Source organism: Zobellia uliginosa (genome assembly GCF_018860745.1).
Classification (GTDB): Bacteria; Bacteroidota; Bacteroidia; order Flavobacteriales; family Flavobacteriaceae; genus Zobellia; species Zobellia uliginosa_B.
Map to the genome: position 1 here is coordinate 85,196 of NZ_JAHKPY010000014.1, position 23,450 is coordinate 108,645.

Consider the following 23,450-nt stretch of genomic DNA (forward strand, 5'->3'; position numbering starts at 1 on the left):
ACAAATTTATGCCATACTTTTCGAAAGATCCGCATAACTTGCCCATATTAAAATTTTCCACCAACCAAAAGCTGTCCTAATTGACTTCGCAAATATTCAACACTGAATTAAAAAGAATTGTCTCTACACAGCTAAACGCTTATTTTTACATTTTACATCTTTAATTTGAAATCAGTTCTAAAGCATATTACCTATCCTGAGGATTTACGCAAATTGGTAAAAGAGGAACTTTATCAACTTGCTCAAGAGTTAAGGGATTTTATTATTGATATTGTTGCAACCAAAGAAGGCCACTTAGGAGCTAGCCTTGGCGTTGTAGAACTGACTATTGCCCTGCATTATGTTTTTAACACGCCTACGGACAAACTTATTTGGGATGTGGGCCATCAAGCCTACGGACATAAAATATTAACGGGAAGAAAAGAGATTTTTGATACCAACCGGCAATTAGGTGGCATAAGCGGATTTCCAAAACGAAGCGAAAGCATATATGATTCCTTTGGCACAGGACATAGCTCTACTTCAATTTCTGCTATTTTGGGTATGGCTATGGCCGCTCAGTTGAACAATGAGAACGATAGACAGCATATTGCGGTAATTGGTGATGCCTCCATTGCCAGTGGCATGGCTTTTGAGGCCTTAAATCATCTTGGCTCTACCAATTCCAATGTATTGATTATACTTAATGACAACGCTATTGGTATTGACCCAAGTGTTGGAGCTTTAAAAAAATACTTGACCAATGTAAAAAAAGGAACGGCAAAAGATGAGAATATATTTGAGTGTCTCAACTTACACTATACAGGCCCATTAGATGGCCATGACCTTGATACATTGATCAGCGAACTAAATCATTTAAAATTGGTAGCCGGACCAAAATTGTTGCATGTTATAACCACTAAGGGAAAAGGGTTAAAGAAAGCCGAAGAAAACCAAGTTACCTATCACGCCCCTGGTAAATTTGACAAACGCACCGGTGAGCTTCATAAAAAACCAGCAGTAGCCAACCAACCTGCAAAATACCAAGATGTTTTTGGACATACACTAGTAGAATTAGCCCGCAAAAACAAAAATATTGTTGGTATAACTCCCGCAATGCCCACGGGCAGTTCGCTAAAATATATGATGGAGGAAATACCGGACAGAGCCTTTGATGTTGGCATTGCAGAACAGCACGCCGTAACCTTGGCCGCTGGTATGGCTACGGAAGGCTTAGTTCCTTATTGCACAATTTACTCCACTTTTCTTCAACGCGCATATGACCAAGTCATACATGACGTAGCTATTCAGAATTTGCCTGTTGTTTTTTGTTTAGATCGGGCCGGTCTTGTTGGTCAAGATGGTGCCACTCATCATGGGATATATGATATTGCTTATTTAAGATGCATTCCTAACTTGACTATTTTTGCACCAATGAGCGAAACGGAACTTAGGAATATGATGTACACGGCCCAATTGGCCTTAAACCATCCCATCGCTATTCGATATCCCAGGGGGCGAGGAGTTCAAAAAACATGGAAAAATTCCTTTGAAAAAATTGAAATAGGTAAAGCAAGAACTTTAAGAACAGGTTCTGAACTTGCTTTATTAACTATAGGTCATATCGGAAATATAGTTGCGGATATTATACTTGAAATTGACAAAAAAAACAAAATAGGTCATTATGATATGCGCTTTGTAAAACCCTTGGACAAAAATCTTCTTTGCACTATTTTAAAACGGTACAAGCACATAATTACTATTGAAGATGGAAGTAAAATGGGCGGCTTTGGGTCTGCAATCCTAGAACTAGCCAATGAACTAGGCTATTCTAAAAAAATACATATTTTAGGAGTTGACGATGTTTTTATCGAACATGGCACCGTTGAACAGTTACATGTCCAAGCTAAAATTGACCCAATGAGAATAAAAGAACAAATTAAAACGCTACTTAATGAATAACTACCCAAACCAAACATGCTTATTTATTCTTTTTTTTAGCATCTGCCTTTCTTCTTTTGGGCAAAATCAAGATTCATTGCCACCGGGGAGGGAAATGGAAATTGATACTATGGTAATAGATACTACTGTTGTAGATACCGTAGTCATTAGGAAAACTCAAGAAAAGATAAAATTTGTACCACGTAGTGTAGATTTAATGAACCCCGTCATTTCTTTTAACCGGACCAATGCCCTAGATGAAAAACCTAACAGATTTAGAGTACCTTCCTTTTGGACTAACGTTAATAAACTAGGAGCTAATTTTAGTGAAGTAGCTTTTGTGAATTGGAATGCGGGTGGTAATAACTCTATCTCAGCTCTAGGGAACGCTCGCTTTGAGAGAAATTATAAGTTTAGATATATCCAATGGGATAACTATATGGAGATGCGATATGGACTTAATGTTCAAGATGAACAGAAATTGAGAAAAACCGATGATGCCATTCGGTTTAGTTCTACTTTTGGTTTACAAAGAGACACTATTAGCAACTGGTATTATTCGGCGAAAGCCAACTTCAACACCCAATTTTCCAACGGTTATAAATATCCGGATAGGTCATCACCTATTTCAAGATTTATGGCTCCTGGATATTCATTTTTAGGTGCCGGTACATCTTACATTACCAAAGATCAAAAATTTAACCTCTATATTTCTCCAATAACGCAAAAGGCAACTTTTGTTTTAGACGAGGAGTTAGCCAATAAAGGGGCTTTTGGTGTAAAAAAAGCCGTGTTGGATGCCGATGGAAATATACTTGAAAAAGGAGAACAAATATTTCTTGAATTTGGTTTTCTGGTCACTAATCAGTACCAAAAAGAGATTTACAAGAATATGATTTTAAAGCATCGGTTAAGCCTATATACGGATTACCTCCAGAAGTTTGGAAATATAGATGTGGACTGGGAGCTTAATTTTGATTTAAAAGTAAACAAATATGTAATTACCACCATAGGAACACATATTATCTACGATGATGACATTCTTTTTGACGAACAAAAAGATGCCAATGGTATTGTTGTGGATGCGGGAAACCCACGCATTCAATTTAAACAATTATTAGGGGTTGGTGTTTCCTATGCCTTCTAAAGTTGTTTCCCCATTATTTTGTTATGAATGTGCACTGCCGCACTATCCGAAAGGCTAGCTACGTAACAACATGTATTTAAAAGAATGTGATACACAGAATCTTCTGTATTTCTATAAAATTCCGGTAGCGTCTTTAGCATTAATGCATCGTAATTAGAGGCTATGTTCTCCTTCTTACGAATTAGTGCATTGGTATATACCTCTAGTATATCTGATATAATCTTATACCCAGCTATTTCTTTCTCGATTACTTCTTGAGACCTGTATATTTTCTCAACACTAATAGAGATAATATCTTCAATTTGCGCCTTAAACACACTTTGATACAATAAAGCAGTATTAAAAGTACCACTCAGTATTTTATCTTCATTCTCAATAAATACCGCAATTGCATCGCTTATCAAGGTGTTGATGGCAAGGGCGCGCAAATAACTCAACCTATCTTCCTTAAATTTCAGAGAATTATACTTTTTGGTATTTATGGTGTTTTTAACTAATTTTATTAAATACTCCAACGCATAGTCTTCTGAAATAAGACCAAGGTTAATACCATCTTCAAAATCAATTATAGTGTAACAGATATCATCTGCAGCTTCTACTAAAAAGGTTAAGGGGTGCCTAGCGAAAGAAATATCCTTTCCCTGCCTAGTTTGTAGAAGACCCAAATCTTTTGCCACTTCTTGGAAAGCTTCTTTTTCAGGCTGAAAAAAACCGAATTTCTTATCAGCTATATGTTTTGAAGCTTTTTTAGGCAGCGATTCTTTAGGGTATTTCATAAAAGCCCCAAGAGTTGCATAACTCAATCGCAAACCTCCAATAACACCCTCCCTAGATTGTGATAATAATCTAAAACCATTGGCATTTCCTTCAAAATCTATTATATCCTGATACTCCTTTTCAGTTAAAACCGATGCATATTTTCTTCCATTTCCCGTGATAAAATATTCACCTATGGCCTTTTCGCCGCTATGCCCAAAAGGAGGGTTACCAATATCATGGGCTAATGCCGCAGCAGCCACAATGGCTCCAAAATCATTAAATCTATAACCGTAAATCTCACTTAAAAAAGGATGTTTTTCAAGAATCTTTTTACCTGCAATACGCCCTAAACTCCTACCTACAACCGAAACTTCCAAACTATGCGTTAAACGAGTATGAACAAAATCTGTTTTTGATAAGGGAATAACCTGCGTTTTATCCTGTAAACTTCTGAATGCACTAGAGAATATGATTCGGTCATAATCTACTTCAAAACCCAACCTTGTCTCATCCTGTTCTTTACGTAATCTTTTATGCGTATCACCTTGACGCTTAAGAGACAATAAATTTTCCCAGTTCATAACAACTTTTTAAGTCACGCAAGTTACATTTTTTCAATTTCAATACCTTTTTGTATACAAAAGAACGCACCGTTATTTAACCTTAAGAATATCAACAATTAAACTTCAGGTAACCCTAACTTAACATACTGGGGTTTTCTTTGCAAAGAAAATAAGAACCAATGAAAAAGACGTTATTCTTTCTTGCCTTTGTATGTACACTAAGCCTTTTTGCTCAAGAAGAAGGAGCTATTAAAGGAACTGTTTATGACATGGAAATGAACAATGAACCTTTGTTGTTTGCTGATGTGCAGATTAAGGATACAAAATTTAAGACTCAGACCAATTTTCGTGGCAACTTTGAAATATCAAATATTGAACCGGGTAATTATATTTTAAAAATTACTTTTTTGGGTTATGAAGCGCATGAAATTCCTGTTCAGGTAACCGCTTCCAATACTTTGCAGATAACTCAAGGTTTACAAGCTAAAACTCTAAGTCTTCCCGAAATGACATTTGCAGATGAGAACACATTGCAAAATCCTGAAACAGCACTTACTAGCTTAGACAAGTAGTTTCAGTCAAGATATCATAAAAACAAAAAGGGAGTTTTCACAATGTGAAAACTCCCTTTTTCAATACAATAGATTTGTTAGTCCTTTGAGACCACTGCAGATTTCTTCTCCTTATTAATAACATTAGCAATAACATTATTATCAAATTCCACTTCCTTTACAGCACCGTCGTTATAGAAAAACCATTTTCCGGTTCTAACACCTTTATTGTAATTTCCTTTAGATACTTTTTCTCCCATTTCATCAAAGCTGATCCACTGACCGTGTAATTTTCCAGCTAAATCAAAAGTTCCTTTTTGACTTACCTCTCCATTATCATGGAAATATGTAGCCTCTACTAAATTAGTGTCCTTGTTTAATTTAACTTCTTTTTCCTTCTGGGCATACCCAACTGTCATAGTTAATGCAAGGGCGAAAAGTATAATTGAATTTTTCATGTCGTTGATTTTAAAATGATTCTGTGCCTGTTTACTCAATCAAAGATAAATAAATTTACGTTAAAAACACTATTGCTTAACATTAAATTTACATTGAAAACGATATAACTATCAAAATATTGCTCAAACCACACAAATATTTCCAAAAAAAGCTGACAACACATTCTTTTAAATGCCCTGAATAGCCTAAATTACCTCCATAATTTTACTAAAACTCTTAATACCCCAAACATTGAGGACTTGATAACCCTTATGCGGTACCATAAATTAAATTGTAGATATCCAGCTAATAGCAGGCCCTACTTCATAACCTTAGTTTAACGTAATTAATAAATTATAATACCATTTTTGTGCACATTTTATTTTTGATGGGCGAGAACCTTTACCTTTTTATGATTATTGCACTGGCCGTGCTTGCCATAACTGACTTGGTCGTTGGTGTAAGTAATGATGCTGTGAACTTTTTGAACTCTGCAATTGGCTCAAAAGCCGTATCATTTAGAACGGTAATGATTGTTGCTAGCGTTGGTATAGCCTTTGGAGCGATTTCCTCTAGCGGAATGATGGAGGTGGCCAGAAAAGGTATATTTAATCCTGAACAATTCGTATTTGCCGAAATCATGATTATTTTCATGGCGGTGATGATAACGGATATTCTATTGTTAGATTTCTTCAATACGTTAGGAATGCCCACATCCACGACCGTTTCTATAGTCTTTGAGCTTTTAGGGGCGGCAGTAGCCATTTCCTTGGTGAAAATAGCAGGTAACGATGGTGGTGTATCCGATTTGTGGACGTACATTAATACGGATAAAGCAACAGAGATTATCTTAGGTATTCTACTATCAGTTGTAATTGCTTTTAGTGTAGGTGCCTTAGTACAGTTCGTTTCTCGTTTACTTATTTCCTTTAAATTTGAAAATAAACCAAAATGGGTAGGTGCTATTTTTGGTGGATTCGCCCTTACTTCTATCATTTACTTTATCCTAGTAAAAGGTCTTAAAAGTGCTTCTGTCTTTAGCCCTGAGATTCTTGATATGATCGCTAACAAACAAGCCTTGTTTATTCTTAGCAATTTTGTGGTATGGACATTATTTTCCTGGTTAGTTTCTACTTTAACAAAAATCAATATATACACCTTGATTATCGTAGTAGGTACATTTGCTCTCGCTATGGCCTTTGCCGGAAATGACCTTGTAAACTTTATTGGTGTACCATTAGCCGCTATGGAATCTTACACTACTTGGAGCTCTTCTGGTATTGATGCGGATAAATATACAATGGAGGGTCTTGCCTCTGCAGTACAAACACCCCAATACTTATTACTGTTGTCAGGCATGATAATGGTAGTGACCTTATGGTTTTCATCTAAAGCAAAAAATGTAGTTAAAACCAGTGTAGATTTATCTAGACAAGATGAAGGTGATGAGCGTTTTCAGCCTAATTTTCTGTCTAGACAGATTGTAAAATTTACAATTACGGCTTCCGAAAGTATATCTGCTCTTATTCCCGAGGCACTATTAAAGAAAATGGACACTCGCTTTGAAAAGCCTTACATTTATGTACCTAAAAGCAGGGTTCAAGATTTACCTGCATTTGATTTGGTTCGTGCATCCGTTAATTTAATGGTCGCCAGTGTTCTTATTTCTTTGGCTACTTCAATGAAACTTCCTCTTTCCACCACTTACGTTACTTTTATGGTTGCTATGGGAACTTCTTTGGCAGATAGAGCATGGGGTGCGGAAAGTGCAGTATATCGTGTGGCAGGTGTTCTTAATGTAATAGGCGGATGGTTCTTTACCGCCTTAAGTGCTTTTACTGCAGCCGCTATTATTGCTTACGTCATCCATTTAGGGGGTATTTGGGCCATTAGTGTCTTATTGATCGTTGCTTTTCTTCTGATCGGGAAAAACTATCTTTCTCACACTAAAAAGATGAAGGAGACCAAATTGGAGCAAAAATTAGAAAGAGCAGAAAGCAACTCTATCATAGGTGTAATTGACGAAAGTGCTGCCAACATTTCTCTTGCCATTAAAAGAGCCAATAAAATTTATACCCAGAGTATAGATGGTTTGGCCAAACATGATATTGATACGCTTAAAAGGAGTAAAAAAGGAATAAACAAGTTTGATAAAGAGGTTGAAGATCTTAGGGATAACATTTTCTACTTTATTAAAAACCTTGATGAATCTAGTGTAAGTACCAGTAATTTCTATATTTCTATTTTGAGCTACTTGCAAGATATGACTCAATCTCTTGAATATATAGCAAAAGCAGGCTACAAGCATGTACATAATAATCATAAGAAATTAAGGTTCAACCAGATTAAAGATCTTAAGGAAACAGATGGGTACTTAGATCAACTATTTAAAGAGATTGAAACTATATTCGAGACTAAGGATTTCTTAAAACTAACGGAACTCATTATTCACAAACAAGAATTGTTCAAAAAAGTGGATATGAAAATTCACAAGCAAGTAGAGCGCACAAGAACTGATGAGTCTAGCCCCAAAAACACAGCTTTATACTTTAGCTTGTTATTGGAAACTAAAGATCTTCTTGTAGCTACCATGAATCTGCTAGAAACTTACGATCAACACGCCAATACCAAAGTATAAATCTCGGATTTATTTGGTTAAAAATTGTGTCATCCTTTTAGCACGATAATCACTTTATCGAAAAAAAATACCTTTCTATAATTTTAGCCGTTAGTAAAAAGATACCCAAATCTTTATCTAATGCGCCTAATAAACTACCTAGCACCCGCAGTTTGCTGTTTTACACTATTTCTATCATGCAGTAAAGAGAGCTCCACCTTCATTCAGGAAGAAGAGGAAGAATTAATCGCAAATCTAGACCTAAGTGCAAGAGATGATGCTAAAAAGCTTTACGAAGACTATTACTTAGCTTCCGGTAATACGGCAAACGAAATAGCATGGTCCGGCAACGTAGAGAATTGTGATCCGGGTACCGTTCCCGAACCCATTAGAGAAAAAATACTAATGCGTTTGGCATATTACAGAACAGCGGTAGGTTTGAAAAATACAATTACAGAAAACGCCACTAAAAGTAATAAATCACAACAGGCAGCACTTATGATGCATGCCAACAATACACTAAATCATTTCCCACCTGAAACATGGAATTGTTATACTAGTGATGGAACAGAAGCCGCCGGTAATGCTTTACTGACCTCAACAAAAAACTCAGCATCCATAGATTCCTATATCCGCGATCATGGTAATGAAAATTTTCCTGTAGGTCACCGAAGATGGCTGCTATGGCCAAGATTACAAGAAATCGGTATAGGAAATACGAGTGGGTACAATGCGCTTTGGGTATTGGGAAACCCAGGCACTACTCCTTTGGACGCACCTAGCTTTATAGCTTGGCCACCAGAAGGTTACTTGCCAGGTAGACTTGCCTATGCCAGATGGTCTTTCTCAATTGCTAGCGCAGATTTCTCTGAAACCACTATTTCAATGAAAGCTGAGAACGGTAATTCTATTTCTCTAAGCATTGAGGAATTAACCGGTATCTATGGTGATAATACTATTGTATGGCAACCTGATGTAAACGGTAATTCTATAACGGAAGATACTACCTACAATATCACAATAGACAATGTACTTATTAACTCGGAACCTCAGAAATTTCAATATAAAGTAACTCTTTTTGACCCCGATAAATAGGCCTATTACATACTAGTAAAATTGCACGTGTACATCTTAGTTAGTTTCTTTTCCAACAATCCGTATATTTTATTCAGTTAAAATTGTACCTTAACATCTAAGGTACGGTATGAAAACGTCTACATCTATAAAGCACGAACTGTTGGCAACCCACGATTTTGGATTTGCCAAATTTTGGTTTTACTCCAACTTTTTGGTCGGGGAATTTGCTGAAGGCGCAGATGTTAGTAAGGTAGACTCCCTTGGACCCATAAGGATTTTAAAACGCCAATACGGAAAGACTAAACCGTTTATTTATATTTCACATAGAAAAAATTCATATTCAATGGATCCCATGGGCTATAAAGAAATAGTAGATATGTTTCCAAATCTTATGGGGATGGCTATTGTTTCAGAAAACAAGTATCGTCGTATGATAGCCACTTTGGAAAGAATGTTTATAAAAAAACCAATTGCTGTATTCCATGAATTGGATGAGGCTTATGATTGGGTAGTTCACAATTTAGAAGAGTTAAACAAATAGTCCTTTTCGTTCCTTATTTTATTGATTCCTGCAACAGTAACTCCCAATCTAGTTTTAAATTTAGTCCTACTTAAAACACCAAATTTCCCCCATTTTTTCTGAATGGTTCGTTTCAGCCTATGATGAACGGAAGCTTTTTAGTACCTTTTTATGATTAAAGAACATCAACTAAATTCTTCCTAAAATGAAATTATTGTCCTTCTCCCTCTTGGTTTTATTTCTTACCAACCCATTGTACTCACAAGATAAACTACTCCTTAAAGATTTTAAACCCGAAAGCATTTACAACACTCCTACAACAAAAATTATAAGGGCTAAGTATCCGGTCATAGACTTTCACTCACATCCTGATGCTAAATCAGAAAAAGAACTAGAGGAATGGATTGCTACGATGAAAAGCCATAACGTAGAAAAGTCAGTCATTCTAACCTACTCCACTGGATCCCGTTTTGACAGCATCTATGACATGTACTCTAAATATGGCGACCAAATTGAAGTCTGGTGCGGTTTTGATTACACCGGCTATAACGAAAAAGGTTGGACCAAAAAGGCTGTCAAGGAATTAGAAAGATGTTTTGACAAAGGTGCAAGAGGTGTGGGCGAATTAGGTGACAAAGGTCTTGGCCTTTTTTATTCAAAACCAGCTGAAGCACCGGGTCTTCATATGGATGATCCGCGGTTACAACCTGTTTTAAAAAGATGTGGTGAGTTGGGTATGCCTATTAGTGTCCATGTAGCAGACCCCTATTGGATGTATTTACCTATGAACGAAAAAAACGATGGTCTTATGAATGCATATACCTGGAAAGTAGACACCTCTAAAGAGGGTGTTCTTTCTCACAAAGAGCTATTAACTACATTATCTAATGCAGTCAAGAATAACAGAGGCACTACTTTTATTGCTTGCCATTTTGCCAATACCAGCCATGACTTGGAAATTTTAAGTAAACTGTTGGATAAACATCCTAATTTATATGCTGATATATCTGCACGATATTCGGAAGTAGCTCCTGTACCGCGTCGTACAAAAGCTTTCTTTGAAAAATATAAAGATAGATTGGTGTATGGAACGGATATGGGAATGGATGCCAGCATGTATGAGACTACGTTTCGTATTTTAGAAAGTGCTGACGAACACTTTTATGCTTGGGACCTATTTTCGTATCATTGGCCACTTAACGGATTGGATTTAAGTGACGAGACGTTGAAAATGATATATTCTGAGAACGGAAGAAAAATATTAAGTAAATAATCTACCTATAAAAATTCATTTCATCCATATACTTCCAAACAGCATCCGTAAGTAAAGGACGAATGTTTTTACCATCTTTGTGATTTTTACGAATAAAAGTAGAGGAGATTTCCATTATGGGCGCATTTACCTTATGAATTTTTGAATGCCCCTTAAAACGGTGTTCTACTTCTCCTTCGGAAATTCTTGGGTAGACATATAGATTGTATTCACTTAAAATTACCTCGTAGTTCTTCCATTTGTGAAACCCTTTAAGATTATCTTCACCCATAATCAAAGCAAAGTCATGGTTTTTACCATATTTTTCTCTTAAGTGTACCAATGTATTCACGGTGTAATTTGGCTGTGGTAAATCAAATTCTATTTTACTGGGTTTGAGCTTAGGATAATCTTTTGTAGCCTCATATACCATTTGATATCTATGGTTATCGGCAAGTAAAGTTTTCTTGGTCTTAAACGGACTTTGAGGAGTTACTACAAACCAAACCTCATCCAAATCCGAGAATTCTACGATGTGGTTCGCAATTATCATGTGCCCTATGTGTATAGGGTTGAAAGTACCAAAATAAAGACCTACCTTTTTCATGTAAAACTGAACAAATTAAAATGTCCTAGAAAACTACTTTTCAATGTCAGCACCAACAAACTCGGCAACTAATTGATGGGCTTCTTCCAGAGCCGTATCTAGATCGTAGTTTTTTATTATCTTATCAAACTGCGGTGCAGTTGCTAGTTCTACTGATGCCTTGGCAATACGCATATTGATTTTGTCCTCACTTTCGGTGCTTCTCTTTTTAAGACGAATTTTAAGTTCATCTACACTTGGTGGTTTTACAAAGACCGCCAATGTCTTATCCGGAAATTTGCGTTTAATTCGTAAGCCACCGGCCACATCTATATCAAAAATCACGTTTTTACCTTCGGCCCAAAGACGTTCTATCTCCGTTTTAAGCGTACCATAAAAATTATCTCGGTATACCTCTTCCCATTCTAGAAAATCATCATGTTTAATATGGTTTTTGAATTCGGAAATCGAGATAAAATAATAGTGTTCCCCTTGTTTTTCCTTGGCTCTTCTGGGTCTTGAAGTGGCCGAAACCGAAAACGCAAGATTTAGTTCGGGTTGCTTTAATAAATGGCGTACTATGGTTGTCTTACCACTTCCAGAAGGTGCCGAAAATATAATGAGTTTACCGCCTTTCATGAGTTCTTGGTTTGAATGGATACGTTAGAGTACGTTGAGCATCTGCTCCTTTATTTTTTCGAGTTCATCTTTCATCTGCACTACCAATTGCTGCATTGGTGCATAATTAGCCTTAGAACCAATGGTATTTATCTCACGCCCAATTTCCTGAGCTATAAAACCTAATTTCTTTCCATTGGAATCATTAGAATTTAAGGTGCTTGTAAAATAATCTAGATGATTAGCCAAGCGCACTTTCTCCTCGGTTATATCATACTTTTCAAGATAATAAATCAACTCTTGTTCAAAACGATTGGCATCAAGATCTGTCTTTAGGTCGCTAACCGCTTTGTTCAATCGCTCGCGAACATCTGACTGACGATCAGGATCCATAGCTTTTACCTTTTCCAAGAGGTCCTGTAAATTCTTGATTCGCTCAAGAAAATCATTTTCCAGTACTTGACCTTCTTCAGAACGGAAAGTGTTTATATCCTTTAACGCCTCTTGAACCGCAAGCTTTATAGACTCATACTCGGCCTCATCAATATCTTCCCGTGCCGTTTTCAAAGAGTCCGGCATTCTAAGAGCCATATCTAGCAACTTAATCTCATCGCCATCTGCAATGGCCTTTAACTGCTTCATGTAATTCTTGACCGCTGCTTCATTAACCTCTGTTGACGTTTCACCGCTGGTCAATTCAATGTAAAGTCCAAAATCAACCTTGCCACGCATCAAAGAACTTGCAATGGTTTTACGAAGTTCAAGTTCTTTTTCGCGATATGCAGAAGGCATACGAGCGTTTAAATCAAGACTTTTACTGTTAAGGGATTTTAGCTCTACGGTAATCTTTTTGGTTGGAAGCTGTATAACGTGCTTACCGAAACCGGTCATGGACTGAATCATAAATTGCTATGAATTTTGGCAAATATAACGTAATTACGGAAAGTATAGGTCCTGTTCATCCATAACTGATTGCACAAAGAAGAAGATTAAACATCTCAAAACCAAACATAGGCAACTTAACTACATATTGTTTTAAGTTGCCTATATTTAAGAAGGCATTATCCAAAAAGGGCTAAGCAATTCTGCTATGACTAAAGCTCCTTAATCCTTATATCTCTAAAAGAAACCATATTACCATGGTCTTGTAAACCTATTTTTCCGGTAGTGAATTTTCCGAAATGGTCCCAATCTGCAAATTTTGATTTAGACACCATAACGTTCCACATTTCATTACCAACCGGGAAGTCAACAACATCAGTTCCATTTAAAGAAATACTGCCTTTTTGTTCTTTATGATTGATTGTAATTACCATGGTATTCCATTCTCCCACCGGATTTGTTACATCTTGGGACGGCGCCACCATATCATATAAGGATCCTGCTTGATGAGTAGTTCCATTTTTAGCATCCGGATGTTTTTCATTATCCAAAACTTGCACTTCAGGCCCCGTTTGGTACGCTTCAGATAACTCGGGTTTTTCATTCACTCCCCAGAATACGCCACTATTACCGCCTTCGGATATCTTCCAATCTAAAGACAGAATAAAATCTGTGTATTCCTTTTCAGTAACTAAATTAAAAGCTTCGCCCTCACCTCTCTCTTTTGGAGGATAAAATACCATGGCGCCATCTTCCAACTTCCAGTTACTGGAAACATCTTCTTTGTTATATTCTTTCCAGCCATCAAAAGAAGAACCGTCAAAAAGAACCGTCCACTCCTGTGGTGGAGCTGCTTTCTCGGCTTCCGCAATACGTTCCTTTTCCTTTTCTTTCTGCGTTTTTTCGGCTTTGTCCTTGCAACCAAAAACTATTATCGCCATACAAACGATTACCATTAAATTTTTCATGCGTCTTGTTGTTTTAAGTTAGTTTGTTCTACTATTTAAAAAAAAACGATTCTCCTGTTTTACAAACAAAAGAACCGTTTCATGTCATTCACTTCTATTGTTATACCGTTTTAAGAGGTACCCAATATTTTTTTAAGCATTTCTTTATCGATTGCCGAACCTGCAAAATCATCAAAAGTTTTTTCTGTAGCTTCAATAATATGATCTTGGATAAAGATAGCGCCTTCACGAGCACCTTGTTCAGGACTCTTAATACAACATTCCCATTCCATAACTGCCCAAACATCACAGCCGTACTGCGTAAGTTTAGAGAAAATGGTTTTAAAGTCGATTTGACCATCCCCTAAAGAACGGTATCTACCGGCACGATCGCCCCAATCGTTATAACCTCCAAAAGCTCCTTTCTTTCCTGTTGGGTTAAACTCAGAGTCTTTTACGTGAAAAGATTTAATAAACTCGTGGTAATGGTCTATGTACTCAATATAATCCAACTGTTGCAAAACAAAGTGACTTGGATCATAAAGGATATTTACACGCTTATGGTTACCCGTTGCGGCCAGAAAGCGCTCAAAAGTATCTCCATCGTGCAAATCCTCTCCTGGGTGGATTTCATAACAAACATCAACACCTTGTTCATCAAAATGGTTCAATATAGGCATCCATCTTTTAGCCAATTCCTCAAAACCCATTTCTACAAGACCAGCAGGTCTTTGTGGCCATGGGTGCCATGTATGCCAAAGTAAAGCACCGGAGAAAGTAGCATGGGCATTAAGTCCCAGTCTTCTACTTGCAGTAGCCGCTTTTTTAACCACATCTACGGCCCATTCCGTTCGTGCTTTCGGATTGTTCTTGACGGCATCTGGAGCAAAATTATCGAACATTAAATCGTAAGCAGGGTGAACCGCTACCAATTGACCTTGGAGGTGAGTTGAAAGTTCCGTAATTTCCAGCCCATAAGAATTCACTTTTCCTTTAAGCTCGTCACAATAATCCTGACTCTCGGCTGCTTTGTCCAAATCTATTAAAAAACTCTCCCATGTAGGGATTTGTATACCTTTGTAACCTAAATCCGCAGCCCATTTACACATGCCGTCTAACGTATTGAACGGTGCTTTACTGTCTACAAATTGCGCTAAAAAAACACCAGGCCCTTTAATTGTTTTCATCCTATAGTTGTTTGTATTTAGTAATGGGCTATCTCTTTTTTCCTTGCTTTTAAAGAAAAACCCTATATTTAATTATTGTAATCTTCTCAAATGTTATCTTCTAGAGAAGTTATAAATATAGCGAATACAACACGTTTAAAACAAAAAATACGACCGTGAATAAAGAAGAAAAATTCGACGCTATTGTTGTCGGGACTGGAATTAGTGGCGGTTGGGCCGCTAAAGAATTATGTGAGAACGGATTAAAAACTTTGGTACTCGAACGTGGCCCCATGGTAAAGCATATTGAAGATTACACCACTATGCACGATGACCCTTGGGACTACCCGTTAAAGGGAGAGCTCTCCAAAGAAGACAAAGCTAAATACCATGTACAAGCCAGGGTAGGCTGGGCACCAACCGAGGACTCTAAGCATTTTTTCGTTAATGATATAGACCACCCGTATGTCGAAACCAAACGTTTTGACTGGATTAGAGGGTACCAAGTAGGTGGTAGATCTTTGACCTGGGGAAGACAGAGCTATCGATGGAGCGATCTTGATTTTGACGCCAACCGGAAAGAGGGTATTGGTGTGGACTGGCCCGTACGTTATAAAGATATTGCACCTTGGTACGACAAAGTAGAAAAATATATTGGGGTAAGTGGAGAGAGTTTAGGGCTTCCACAATTGCCGGATGGTATCTTCCAGCCCAAAATGGACTTGAACTGTGTGGAGGAAGATTTTAAGGCCTCCATAGCAGAAAAATTTGAAGATGGACGTTTAATTACTATCGGCCGTGCAGCACATATAACTGACCCTGAAGCCAATTTCGAAGGCCGGGGTACTTGTCAAAATAGAAATCGTTGTTGGCGTGGTTGTCCTTTCGGGGGATATTTTAGCAGTAACTCCTCTACACTACCTGCTGCAGAGCGAACTGGCAATATGACTTTACGACCCAATTCCATTGTTTATGAAGTAATGTATGACGATAGTACAAAACAGGCTACTGGCGTTAAAATTATTGATGCCGAAACCAACGAAAAAATAGAGTTTAAAGCAAAAGTAATTTTCCTTTGCGCTTCTGCAATGGCATCTGTGGGCATTCTTCTACAATCAAAAAACGAGCGCTTTCCAAACGGACTGGGCAATGATTCCGATGCGCTTGGGCGCGGCATAATGGACCATCACTATAAGCTTGGAGCATTTGGCAAAGTAGATGGACATTTAGATAAATATTATAAAGGAAGAAGAGCTAACGGTTTTTACATTCCTAGGTTTGTTAACCTAGACGAAAAGACCAAACGTAAAAATTACCTACGTGGTTTTGGTTATCAAGGCAGTGCCAGCCGTGAAGACTGGTCGGCTTCCATTGCAGAAATGGGATATGGAAAAGAACTTAAGGAATCTATTCTTAAACCGGGTCATTGGCAAATTGGTGTTACCGGTTTTGGAGAGTTCCTGCCATATGATGACAACCGTGTAACCCTTAGCGAAACCGAAAAGGACAAATGGGGGCTTCCCCAATTGGATTTTGATGTGGAGTTCAAAGAGAACGAATACGAAATGCGCAAAGACATTAAAAAGGAGATTGTAGATATGTTCAAAGCTGCGGGTTTTAAGAATGTAGAACCTTACGAGGAGTCTAGCGGACCAGGTTTAGGTATTCATGAAATGGGTGGGGCACGCATGGGGCATAGTTCCAAAACCTCTATTATTAACAAAAACAATCAAATCCATACCGTGCCCAATGTATATGTAACGGATGGTGCGTTTATGTCATCATCAAGCTGTGTGAATCCCTCGCTGACCTATATGGCATTTACCGCTAGGGCGGCAAACCATGCCGCAGAACAATTAAAAGCAGGAAAATTTTCATAAATAGGTATAACGACCGATAAATCAGTCTGATATTCTAAAATTTCACTAAAATTGTTCGGTCGTTTGTATCTTGTTGAACTATATTTCTCACTAAAACCGTGAAAGATTAGCTAACCACAATATCTATATGGAAAACGCTTCAGCCCGAAATTTATGGGGAGATTATCTAGACAAGCACTTAGAACATGCTTTTGTAGACACCCCAAAAGTAGTTCACTTTTGTAATAACGAATTGGATGCCAACGAATGTGCCGCATTGGTCAAAAAAGGCATCAAACGTGCAACATCCCCAAGCCTACTGGGTTTGCAATACGCCAAAGAGCCACTGCCAAAAATTGGTGACTTCATGGTCGTAACCAATTGGGAAGGTGAAGCACAGTGTATTGTAAGAACCACTTCCGTAAAGCTTAAACCGTATTTTAGCATCACTGAAGAACACGCCCGAATGGAGGGTGAGGGCGATAAGAGTTTAGCTTATTGGAAAAAAGTACATTGGGAATATTATACTAAAGAATTGGCGGCTTTCAATCGTAAAGCAAGCGAAAGTATGATTATTGTTTGTCAAGAATTTGAAAAGGTTTTTGAACGATAATCTTTTTCAACCTAAATCAGCATTAATTTTTGAACAAGGGCCAAGTACTAAAGTATTAGGCCTATTTTTTTGTAGCATATATAGCTCCTAATAATCTGTGCTATATTATGATACATTGGCTTAATTTATTCTAAAGTTTTTTTACCTTGTACAGCATCAATGTAAACTAACTCAACTATGCGCATCTCAACGCCCACAAAGCCATTATTTGGCTTCTTTCTATCCCTGTTCGGTTTCTTATCATTTTTATCTGCACAAGGTCAAGCTCCTAAATGGGAAAACCCAGAATGGGAGAATCCCCAAATATTTCAAATTAATCGTGAAGCACCCACTGCTTCTTTCTATCGGTACGAAACGACTGAAAATGCATTGAAAAATGACAGCTGGGAAAACTCTCCTTTTTATCAATCCTTAAACGGGGATTGGCTTTTTAACTACGCCGATAATATAATGTCCAGACCTGTAGATTTTCAGAATACAGATTTTGACGCATCTGCATGGGGTAAAATTCCGGTGCCTTCCAATTGGGAACTGGAAGGTTACGGCACGCCTATCTATACTAATGTAGTGTATCCATTTCCAAAGAACCCTCCCTTCATTCCCCATGACAAAAACCCCGTAGGAAGTTATAAGCGCGATTTTGAGGTTTCAGAGAATTGGGAAGGCAATACCATCTATTTACATTTTGGCGGCGTTAGCGGTGCCATGTATGTTTGGGTAAACGGTCAAAAAGTTGGTTATAGCGAGGGAAGTAAAACCCCAGCAGAATTCAATATTACCAAATATTTACAACCCGGAAAGAACACATTGGCAGTACAGGTCCTTCGCTGGTCCGATGCCAGTTATATGGAGGACCAAGATTTTTGGCGCCTGAGCGGTATTGACCGTGATGTCTACCTATATGCCACGAAGGCAACCACCATTAAAGACTACCGTGCTATTGCCGACCTGGAAAACAATTATTCTGATGGTCTTCTTAACGTTAGCCTGGAACTGGAAAACACAGCAAAAAAAGCAAAAGGATATAAAGCAACCGTACAGCTCTTAGACGGTGACAAAGAACTCTATTCCGAAGAAAAAGAAGTGGTTTTCAATGGAGACACTGCTATGGTAAACTTTGAAAATTCACTAAAAAGTATTAAAACTTGGAATGCCGAAAAACCTAACCTTTACACTTTACTTTTCGTTCTTAAAAACAAAAAAGGAGTCGTTACCGAAGCCGTAAGTTCTAAAATAGGCTTTAGAAAAATTGAAATCAAAAACAACCAGTTCTTGGTCAACGGTCAACCTGTTCTTATTAAAGGCGCCAACCTACACGATCATGATGAAACCACTGGTCATGTTATCAGCAAAGAGGTAACACTAAAAGATATGGAGGTAATGAAGCGCAACAACCTAAATGCTATACGTTGCAGTCATTATCCTAAAAATGAGTTTTTCTATCGCATGGCAGACAAATATGGTTTTTACATAGTTGATGAAGTCAATATTGAAATCCATGGTATGGGAACTACCAACCAAGGTCTTGATAACGATGAGGAAGCTAAGAAAATACACCCAGCCTACAGACCAGAATGGAAAGCCATGCATTTAGACCGTACCGAAAGAATGTACGAACGCGACAAAAACTACACTTCTATTGTTACTTGGTCTTTGGGTAACGAAGCGGGTAATGGAGAAAATTTCTTTGCTACTTATGAATGGCTTAAAAAACATGATGCTACTCGCCCTGTTCAATACGAAGGAGCCACCCAATATGCGAATACGGACATTCAAGCGCCAATGTACGCAACTATAGAACAGACTATTAAATATGCCGAAAACGACCCTAAAAGACCTCTTATTCAATGTGAGTATGCCCATGCCATGGGGAATAGCGTTGGTAATCTTCAGGATTATTGGGATGTTATTGAAAAATACGACGTGTTGCAAGGTGGTTTTATTTGGGATTGGGTTGATCAAGGCCTAAAAACAAAAAATGAAGACGGTGTTGAATTCTATGCCTTTGGAGGAGATTTTGGTGCTTCGGACCTACAAAATGACAATAATTTTTGCTTAAACGGATTGGTTGACCCTGACCGTTCGGCTCACCCTGCTTTGTACGAGGTAAAAAAGGTATATCAATATGTAAAATTTAAATCGAACGACCCTAAATCAGGTAAAATCACGATTACTAACAAATATGATTTCACCAACCTTTCAGAATATAATTTCACATGGAAATTGTTCAAAGACGGAATTGAGGTGAAGGCTGGTAATATTACCGATGTAGCAGTAGCTCCGTATGAGTCTAAAGAGTTTCAAATTGCCCTACCGGAATTGACCGACGAAAAAGCTGAATACTTCTTAAATATTTATGCAACCACTAAAAGCGCTGACGCTCTTATACCTGAAGATTACTTATTAGCCTATGAGCAATTTAAACTGACCGATTTTACCCCCAGCGTTTTTGAAATGGAAACCAATGGACTTACAGTTACGAATGTAGATGGCACCGTAAAAATTAAAGGAGAAGGATTTGAAGTCGGTTTTAACAGTATCGATGGTAGCTTGACAACATTAGACTACGGCCAAGGCAACTTAATTAAAACCGGACCGAGTGTAAACTTCTGGCGCGCTCCAACCGATAATGATTATGGGTACAATATGCCTAAACGTCTAAATGTCTGGAAAGAGGCTACCGAAACTCAAAACCTGACGAGTTTTCAACTGAACTCCAATGACGGTAAAAAGGTTGTTGACGCTGTAAAACTTAGTAAGAATCCGTTTAAAATTAAAAACGATTTACAGCTTACGGCCATGTATAGCTTACCTTCTGTACAAGGAGAAGCATCAGTAACTTATACTATTAATAATAAGGGAGATATTTTAGTAAGCACAGACCTTTCTAACATTAAGAATAGCCTGCCCATTGTTCCTCGTTTTGGAAATAACTTTATCATAGACTCGGCATACGATAAAGTGAGCTGGTACGGTAGAGGTCCACATGAGAATTACCAAGACCGAAAAACTTCGGCATTGGTGGGCAAATATGATGCAACAGTAAAGGATTTGTATTTTGAATACATACGTCCGCAAGAAAATGGGTACAGAACGGATATCCGTACGTTATCATTTTTAAATAAAAACGGTAAAGGAATTCAAATTTCTTCATCAAAACTGTTTGGTTTTAGCGCCCATAACCAATACAATTCAGATTTTGACGAGGGCATGGAAAAACAACAGCGCCATACCTATGATATTCCTATTAGAGACCTCATCAACATTAATATTGATTATAGTCAAATGGGCGTTGGAGGCGATAACAGCTGGGGCTTATTACCCCATGAAGAATATCAAATTAAACCAGATAATTTATCTTTTAGTTTTATGATACAACCGGTAAAATAAGGGTATATATCAGCTAATGTGATCAGAAACAAAACACCCCGAAAGCTAAATACTTTCGGGGTGTTTTTTTGTGATGTAGAAATTTAGACGATTTAATCTTCCAATTCTACCCAAGTATTTCCGTTTTTATTGGACTCTACTGTAGCCTCAATGAAATTCATACCACGAACACCATCGGTCATGGTTGGGTACTCACCACTATCGTACTGCTCTCCTCTTATCGCCTTTGCAACACCAAGGTAGATATTAGCCATAGAGTCAAAAATACCTTCAGGGTGTCCTGGAGGCAGTTTTGTTCCTCCTAAAGATAGTTCACTGTTATACGCATGACCTGGTTTGTATATCTGAGTTGGTTTTGTATCACTCATCACATACAGATAGTTAGGATTCTCCTGCTCCCATTTGAAAGCTCCTTTTTCGCCATAAATAGCAATTCCAAGTCCGTTTTCTTCACCTGTAGCCACCTGACTACTTCTGATTATTCCTTTCACATGGTCGTTCATTCTAATAAGAACCGTTCCATCAACATCCATCTGGTTGTCTTCGTACAAATAGTTGAAATCGCTCAAAATAGATTTGATTTTTAGTCCTGTTGTATATTCTACCATATTAAAGGCATGCACCCCAATATCTCCAATACAAGAACTGATACCAGCCTTTTTAGGGTCTAAACGCCAAACCGAAGAACGTTTTTCTTGGTCATGGATAATTTCATTGATCCACCCTTGGTAATATACCGCATCTACCTTGTGAATTCTTCCTAATTCGCCATTTTTAATCATTTCACGCATTTGGCGTACCATTGGGTAACCTGTATAAGTATGTGTCAAAGCAAAAACAGTTCCTGCCTTTTCGTGAGCCGCTTGCAATTTTTTAGCTTCTTCCAATGAGGTTGTCATGGGCTTCTCACAAATAACGTTGAAACCGTTTTCCAACAATTTTAAAGCCATTGGAAAATGAAGGAAGTTGGGCGTAAGAATAGAAAATACCTGAATTCGCTCTTCTTCTGGCAGTTTCATTTCTTCTTCCACCATCGTATCAAAATCTTTATAGATACGATCAGTAGGGACATCTATTTCTTTGGCGAAAGCTATATTTTGCTCAAAATCCGGGTTGAATACAGCCCCAACAATTTGATAATTATCGTTTATATGAGATGCTACACGATGTAGAACACCTATTAGGGAGTCACCACCTCCACCTAAAATTCCGAGTCTGATTTTCTTTGGCATTTTATAATCCTTTTAATTAGTAAAAAGCCTTGTTTAAGGCTTTTTGTGTTTCTTGTTTTTTAAGAGTTTGAATTTAATAAAATAACTATGATTTATAGGCTATTTTTTCATTTTTGAACAAAATGACAAACAGTAGTAGCACCAGAAACGCAAATGCGGACGGATATAACCATATGGTATTCCAATCATGTTGAGCACCTTCTGAAACGTAGCTGTCCGTAATGGCTCCCGCAACCCAAAAACCTATTAGCATTCCTACGCCGTAAGTTGCCAAAGTTATGAGCCCTTGAGCTGAACTTTTATATTTTGCGCCTGCTTTACTATCTGTATAGATCTGTCCGGAAACGAAGAAAAAATCATAACATATACCGTGTAGTGCAATTCCCGTCAACAACATAAAAACTAATTCTCCCGTATCGCCGTAGGCAAACATCAAATATCTTAATCCCCAAGCTAACATTGCAGCTACAATGGTCATTTTAAAACCAAAACGTTTAAAAAAGAAAGGCAAGAGCAAAAGAAACAGAATTTCTGAAATCTGCCCAATAGTCATTTTACCTGCCGGGTTTTCAACTCCTATTTCCCCTAAAAATTGTCCTGCATGCTGGTAGTAGAATGCCAAGGGAATACAGATAAGCACCGAAGCCAGAAAGAAAATGAGAAAATTCCTGTTCTTCAACAGCGCCAAGGCCTCTAATCCTAGGATATCCGCCAATTTAATTTTTTGAGACCTATCCGCCGTTGGTGGTGTTTTGGGTAAGGTGAAACTAAATATTCCTAATAATGCGGATGATATAGAAGCCATTAGAAAAGTGTTCCTCAAAAACCCTTCGGTTATCCCCTCTTGCGAATCCCAATTAAAATAACTTATGAGCAAACCGGCAGTAATCCATCCTATAGTTCCAAAAACCCTCACGAACGAAAACTCTTTGGCCGGGTCTTTCATTTGGTTAAAAGAAACCGAATTCACCAAGGCCAATGTAGACATGTACATAATCATGTAAACCAAGAGATATGGGAAAAATCCCGAGAAATCTGTTGCTTGGTACATGGCATACATTAACGCAGCGCCTATTACGTGTAGCACACCTAAAATACGTTCTGCGTTAAAATACCTGTCGGCAATAAGGCCAATAATAAAGGGTGCTAAAATAGCGCCCCATGATTGTGTTGAATATGCTAAAGCTATTTCGCTCCCCGTAGAACCTAGCGTATTAGGGAGATATATCCCCAAGGTAACGAACCAGCCACCCCAGATAAAGAATTCCAAAAACATCATTATTGAAAGTTGGGTCTTTATTTTGGCAGTCATT

19 protein-coding genes are annotated in these 23,450 nt (G+C 37.8%); 10 read left to right on the plus strand and 9 right to left on the minus strand.

The window, feature by feature from the left end:
• The first annotated feature begins 165 nt into the window (after positions 1-165).
• Together dxs and KO521_RS15320 are read left to right on the plus strand one after the other, a co-directional pair.
• Positions 166-1,941 carry a 1-deoxy-D-xylulose-5-phosphate synthase gene (gene dxs, locus KO521_RS15315; RefSeq protein ID WP_215940787.1) on the plus strand — a complete coding sequence of 592 codons (1,776 nt, stop codon included), beginning with the start codon at positions 166-168 and terminating at the stop codon, positions 1,939-1,941.
• Positions 1,934-3,067 (plus strand): DUF3078 domain-containing protein, encoded by a 1,134-nt coding sequence (locus KO521_RS15320; protein ID WP_215940788.1) that lies wholly within the window; start codon positions 1,934-1,936, stop codon positions 3,065-3,067. The genes dxs and KO521_RS15320 overlap by 8 nt, the downstream gene beginning before the upstream one ends.
• Here the strand turns inward: KO521_RS15320 and dgt are convergent.
• Positions 3,064-4,407 (minus strand): dGTP triphosphohydrolase, encoded by a 1,344-nt coding sequence (dgt, locus tag KO521_RS15325; protein ID WP_215940789.1) that lies wholly within the window; start codon positions 4,405-4,407, stop codon positions 3,064-3,066. The two genes, KO521_RS15320 and dgt, sit on opposite strands and share 4 nt — an antisense overlap.
• 161 nt (positions 4,408-4,568) lie before the next feature.
• On the opposite strand from dgt, the gene KO521_RS15330 reads away from it, so the two are divergent.
• Positions 4,569-4,961 carry a carboxypeptidase-like regulatory domain-containing protein gene (locus KO521_RS15330; RefSeq protein ID WP_215940790.1) on the plus strand — a complete coding sequence of 131 codons (393 nt, stop codon included), beginning with the start codon at positions 4,569-4,571 and terminating at the stop codon, positions 4,959-4,961.
• 77 nt (positions 4,962-5,038) lie between these two features.
• Here the strand turns inward: KO521_RS15330 and KO521_RS15335 are convergent, their stop codons facing one another.
• Positions 5,039-5,398, minus strand: coding sequence for a toxin-antitoxin system YwqK family antitoxin (locus tag KO521_RS15335; protein WP_215940791.1), 360 nt, complete (start codon positions 5,396-5,398; stop codon positions 5,039-5,041).
• Positions 5,399-5,766: 368 nt separating this feature from the next.
• Here KO521_RS15335 and KO521_RS15340 point away from each other — a divergent pair, with 368 nt between their 5' ends.
• From KO521_RS15340 to KO521_RS15355, 4 genes are all read left to right on the plus strand, one after another.
• Positions 5,767-8,016, plus strand: coding sequence for an inorganic phosphate transporter (locus KO521_RS15340; protein WP_215940792.1), 2,250 nt, complete (start codon positions 5,767-5,769; stop codon positions 8,014-8,016).
• A 120-nt stretch (positions 8,017-8,136) separates the two neighbouring features.
• Positions 8,137-9,090: a CAP domain-containing protein gene (locus KO521_RS15345; protein ID WP_215940793.1), complete on the plus strand. Its 954-nt coding sequence runs from the start codon at positions 8,137-8,139 to the stop codon at positions 9,088-9,090.
• A 109-nt stretch (positions 9,091-9,199) separates the two neighbouring features.
• Positions 9,200-9,613 carry a hypothetical protein gene (locus KO521_RS15350; protein ID WP_215940794.1) on the plus strand — a complete coding sequence of 138 codons (414 nt, stop codon included), beginning with the start codon at positions 9,200-9,202 and terminating at the stop codon, positions 9,611-9,613.
• Positions 9,614-9,797: 184 nt separating this feature from the next.
• A complete protein-coding gene (locus tag KO521_RS15355) occupies positions 9,798-10,865 on the plus strand; it encodes an amidohydrolase family protein (RefSeq protein WP_215940795.1) in 1,068 nt (355 codons plus the stop codon).
• Between the two features lies 1 nt (position 10,866).
• Here KO521_RS15355 and nadD read toward each other — a convergent pair whose 3' ends face one another.
• The 5 genes from nadD to KO521_RS15380 all read right to left on the minus strand — a co-directional run bounded on the left by nadD (position 10,867) and on the right by KO521_RS15380 (position 15,064).
• On the minus strand, positions 10,867-11,451 hold the full coding sequence (gene nadD / locus KO521_RS15360; protein WP_215940796.1) for a nicotinate (nicotinamide) nucleotide adenylyltransferase: 585 nt from the start codon (positions 11,449-11,451) through the stop codon (positions 10,867-10,869).
• A gap of 33 nt (positions 11,452-11,484) precedes the next feature.
• Positions 11,485-12,069: a guanylate kinase gene (gene gmk / locus KO521_RS15365; protein ID WP_215940797.1), complete on the minus strand. Its 585-nt coding sequence runs from the start codon at positions 12,067-12,069 to the stop codon at positions 11,485-11,487.
• Between the two features lie 24 nt (positions 12,070-12,093).
• Complete coding sequence (locus KO521_RS15370; protein WP_215940798.1) at positions 12,094-12,951, minus strand: YicC/YloC family endoribonuclease; 858 nt, start codon at positions 12,949-12,951, stop codon at positions 12,094-12,096.
• Positions 12,952-13,142: 191 nt separating this feature from the next.
• On the minus strand, positions 13,143-13,898 hold the full coding sequence (locus KO521_RS15375) for a 3-keto-disaccharide hydrolase (RefSeq protein WP_215940799.1): 756 nt from the start codon (positions 13,896-13,898) through the stop codon (positions 13,143-13,145).
• A gap of 110 nt (positions 13,899-14,008) precedes the next feature.
• Positions 14,009-15,064: a sugar phosphate isomerase/epimerase family protein gene (locus KO521_RS15380; protein WP_215940800.1), complete on the minus strand. Its 1,056-nt coding sequence runs from the start codon at positions 15,062-15,064 to the stop codon at positions 14,009-14,011.
• 155 nt (positions 15,065-15,219) lie between these two features.
• Between KO521_RS15380 and KO521_RS15385 the strand changes: the two genes are divergently transcribed.
• The 3 genes from KO521_RS15385 (at position 15,220) to KO521_RS15395 (ending at position 20,905) form a co-directional block, all read left to right on the plus strand.
• On the plus strand, positions 15,220-16,923 hold the full coding sequence (locus KO521_RS15385; protein ID WP_215940801.1) for a GMC oxidoreductase: 1,704 nt from the start codon (positions 15,220-15,222) through the stop codon (positions 16,921-16,923).
• A 127-nt stretch (positions 16,924-17,050) separates the two neighbouring features.
• On the plus strand, positions 17,051-17,515 hold the full coding sequence (locus KO521_RS15390) for an ASCH domain-containing protein (protein WP_215940802.1): 465 nt from the start codon (positions 17,051-17,053) through the stop codon (positions 17,513-17,515).
• Positions 17,516-17,692: 177 nt separating this feature from the next.
• Positions 17,693-20,905 (plus strand): glycoside hydrolase family 2 TIM barrel-domain containing protein, encoded by a 3,213-nt coding sequence (locus tag KO521_RS15395; protein WP_215940803.1) that lies wholly within the window; start codon positions 17,693-17,695, stop codon positions 20,903-20,905.
• Between the two features lie 92 nt (positions 20,906-20,997).
• Here KO521_RS15395 and KO521_RS15400 read toward each other — a convergent pair whose 3' ends face one another.
• Complete coding sequence (locus KO521_RS15400; RefSeq protein ID WP_215940804.1) at positions 20,998-22,137, minus strand: Gfo/Idh/MocA family protein; 1,140 nt, start codon at positions 22,135-22,137, stop codon at positions 20,998-21,000.
• Positions 22,138-22,222: 85 nt separating this feature from the next.
• Complete coding sequence (locus KO521_RS15405) at positions 22,223-23,449, minus strand: MFS transporter (protein ID WP_215940805.1); 1,227 nt, start codon at positions 23,447-23,449, stop codon at positions 22,223-22,225.
• Position 23,450: the final 1 nt, after the last annotated feature.

Coding starts and splice junctions, on each gene's coding strand:
- KO521_RS15320 (WP_215940788.1), top strand. CDS start 1,934: ATGAATAACTACCCAAACCAAACATGCTTATTTATTCTTTTTTTTAGC.
- dgt (WP_215940789.1), bottom strand. CDS start 4,407: ATGAACTGGGAAAATTTATTGTCTCTTAAGCGTCAAGGTGATACGCAT.
- KO521_RS15330 (WP_215940790.1), top strand. CDS start 4,569: ATGAAAAAGACGTTATTCTTTCTTGCCTTTGTATGTACACTAAGCCTT.
- KO521_RS15335 (WP_215940791.1), bottom strand. CDS start 5,398: ATGAAAAATTCAATTATACTTTTCGCCCTTGCATTAACTATGACAGTT.
- KO521_RS15340 (WP_215940792.1), top strand. CDS start 5,767: ATGGGCGAGAACCTTTACCTTTTTATGATTATTGCACTGGCCGTGCTT.
- KO521_RS15345 (WP_215940793.1), top strand. CDS start 8,137: ATGCGCCTAATAAACTACCTAGCACCCGCAGTTTGCTGTTTTACACTA.
- KO521_RS15350 (WP_215940794.1), top strand. CDS start 9,200: ATGAAAACGTCTACATCTATAAAGCACGAACTGTTGGCAACCCACGAT.
- KO521_RS15355 (WP_215940795.1), top strand. CDS start 9,798: ATGAAATTATTGTCCTTCTCCCTCTTGGTTTTATTTCTTACCAACCCA.
- nadD (WP_215940796.1), bottom strand. CDS start 11,451: ATGAAAAAGGTAGGTCTTTATTTTGGTACTTTCAACCCTATACACATA.
- gmk (WP_215940797.1), bottom strand. CDS start 12,069: ATGAAAGGCGGTAAACTCATTATATTTTCGGCACCTTCTGGAAGTGGT.
- KO521_RS15370 (WP_215940798.1), bottom strand. CDS start 12,951: ATGATTCAGTCCATGACCGGTTTCGGTAAGCACGTTATACAGCTTCCA.
- KO521_RS15375 (WP_215940799.1), bottom strand. CDS start 13,898: ATGAAAAATTTAATGGTAATCGTTTGTATGGCGATAATAGTTTTTGGT.
- KO521_RS15380 (WP_215940800.1), bottom strand. CDS start 15,064: ATGAAAACAATTAAAGGGCCTGGTGTTTTTTTAGCGCAATTTGTAGAC.
- KO521_RS15390 (WP_215940802.1), top strand. CDS start 17,051: ATGGAAAACGCTTCAGCCCGAAATTTATGGGGAGATTATCTAGACAAG.
- KO521_RS15395 (WP_215940803.1), top strand. CDS start 17,693: ATGCGCATCTCAACGCCCACAAAGCCATTATTTGGCTTCTTTCTATCC.
- KO521_RS15400 (WP_215940804.1), bottom strand. CDS start 22,137: ATGCCAAAGAAAATCAGACTCGGAATTTTAGGTGGAGGTGGTGACTCC.
- KO521_RS15405 (WP_215940805.1), bottom strand. CDS start 23,449: ATGACTGCCAAAATAAAGACCCAACTTTCAATAATGATGTTTTTGGAA.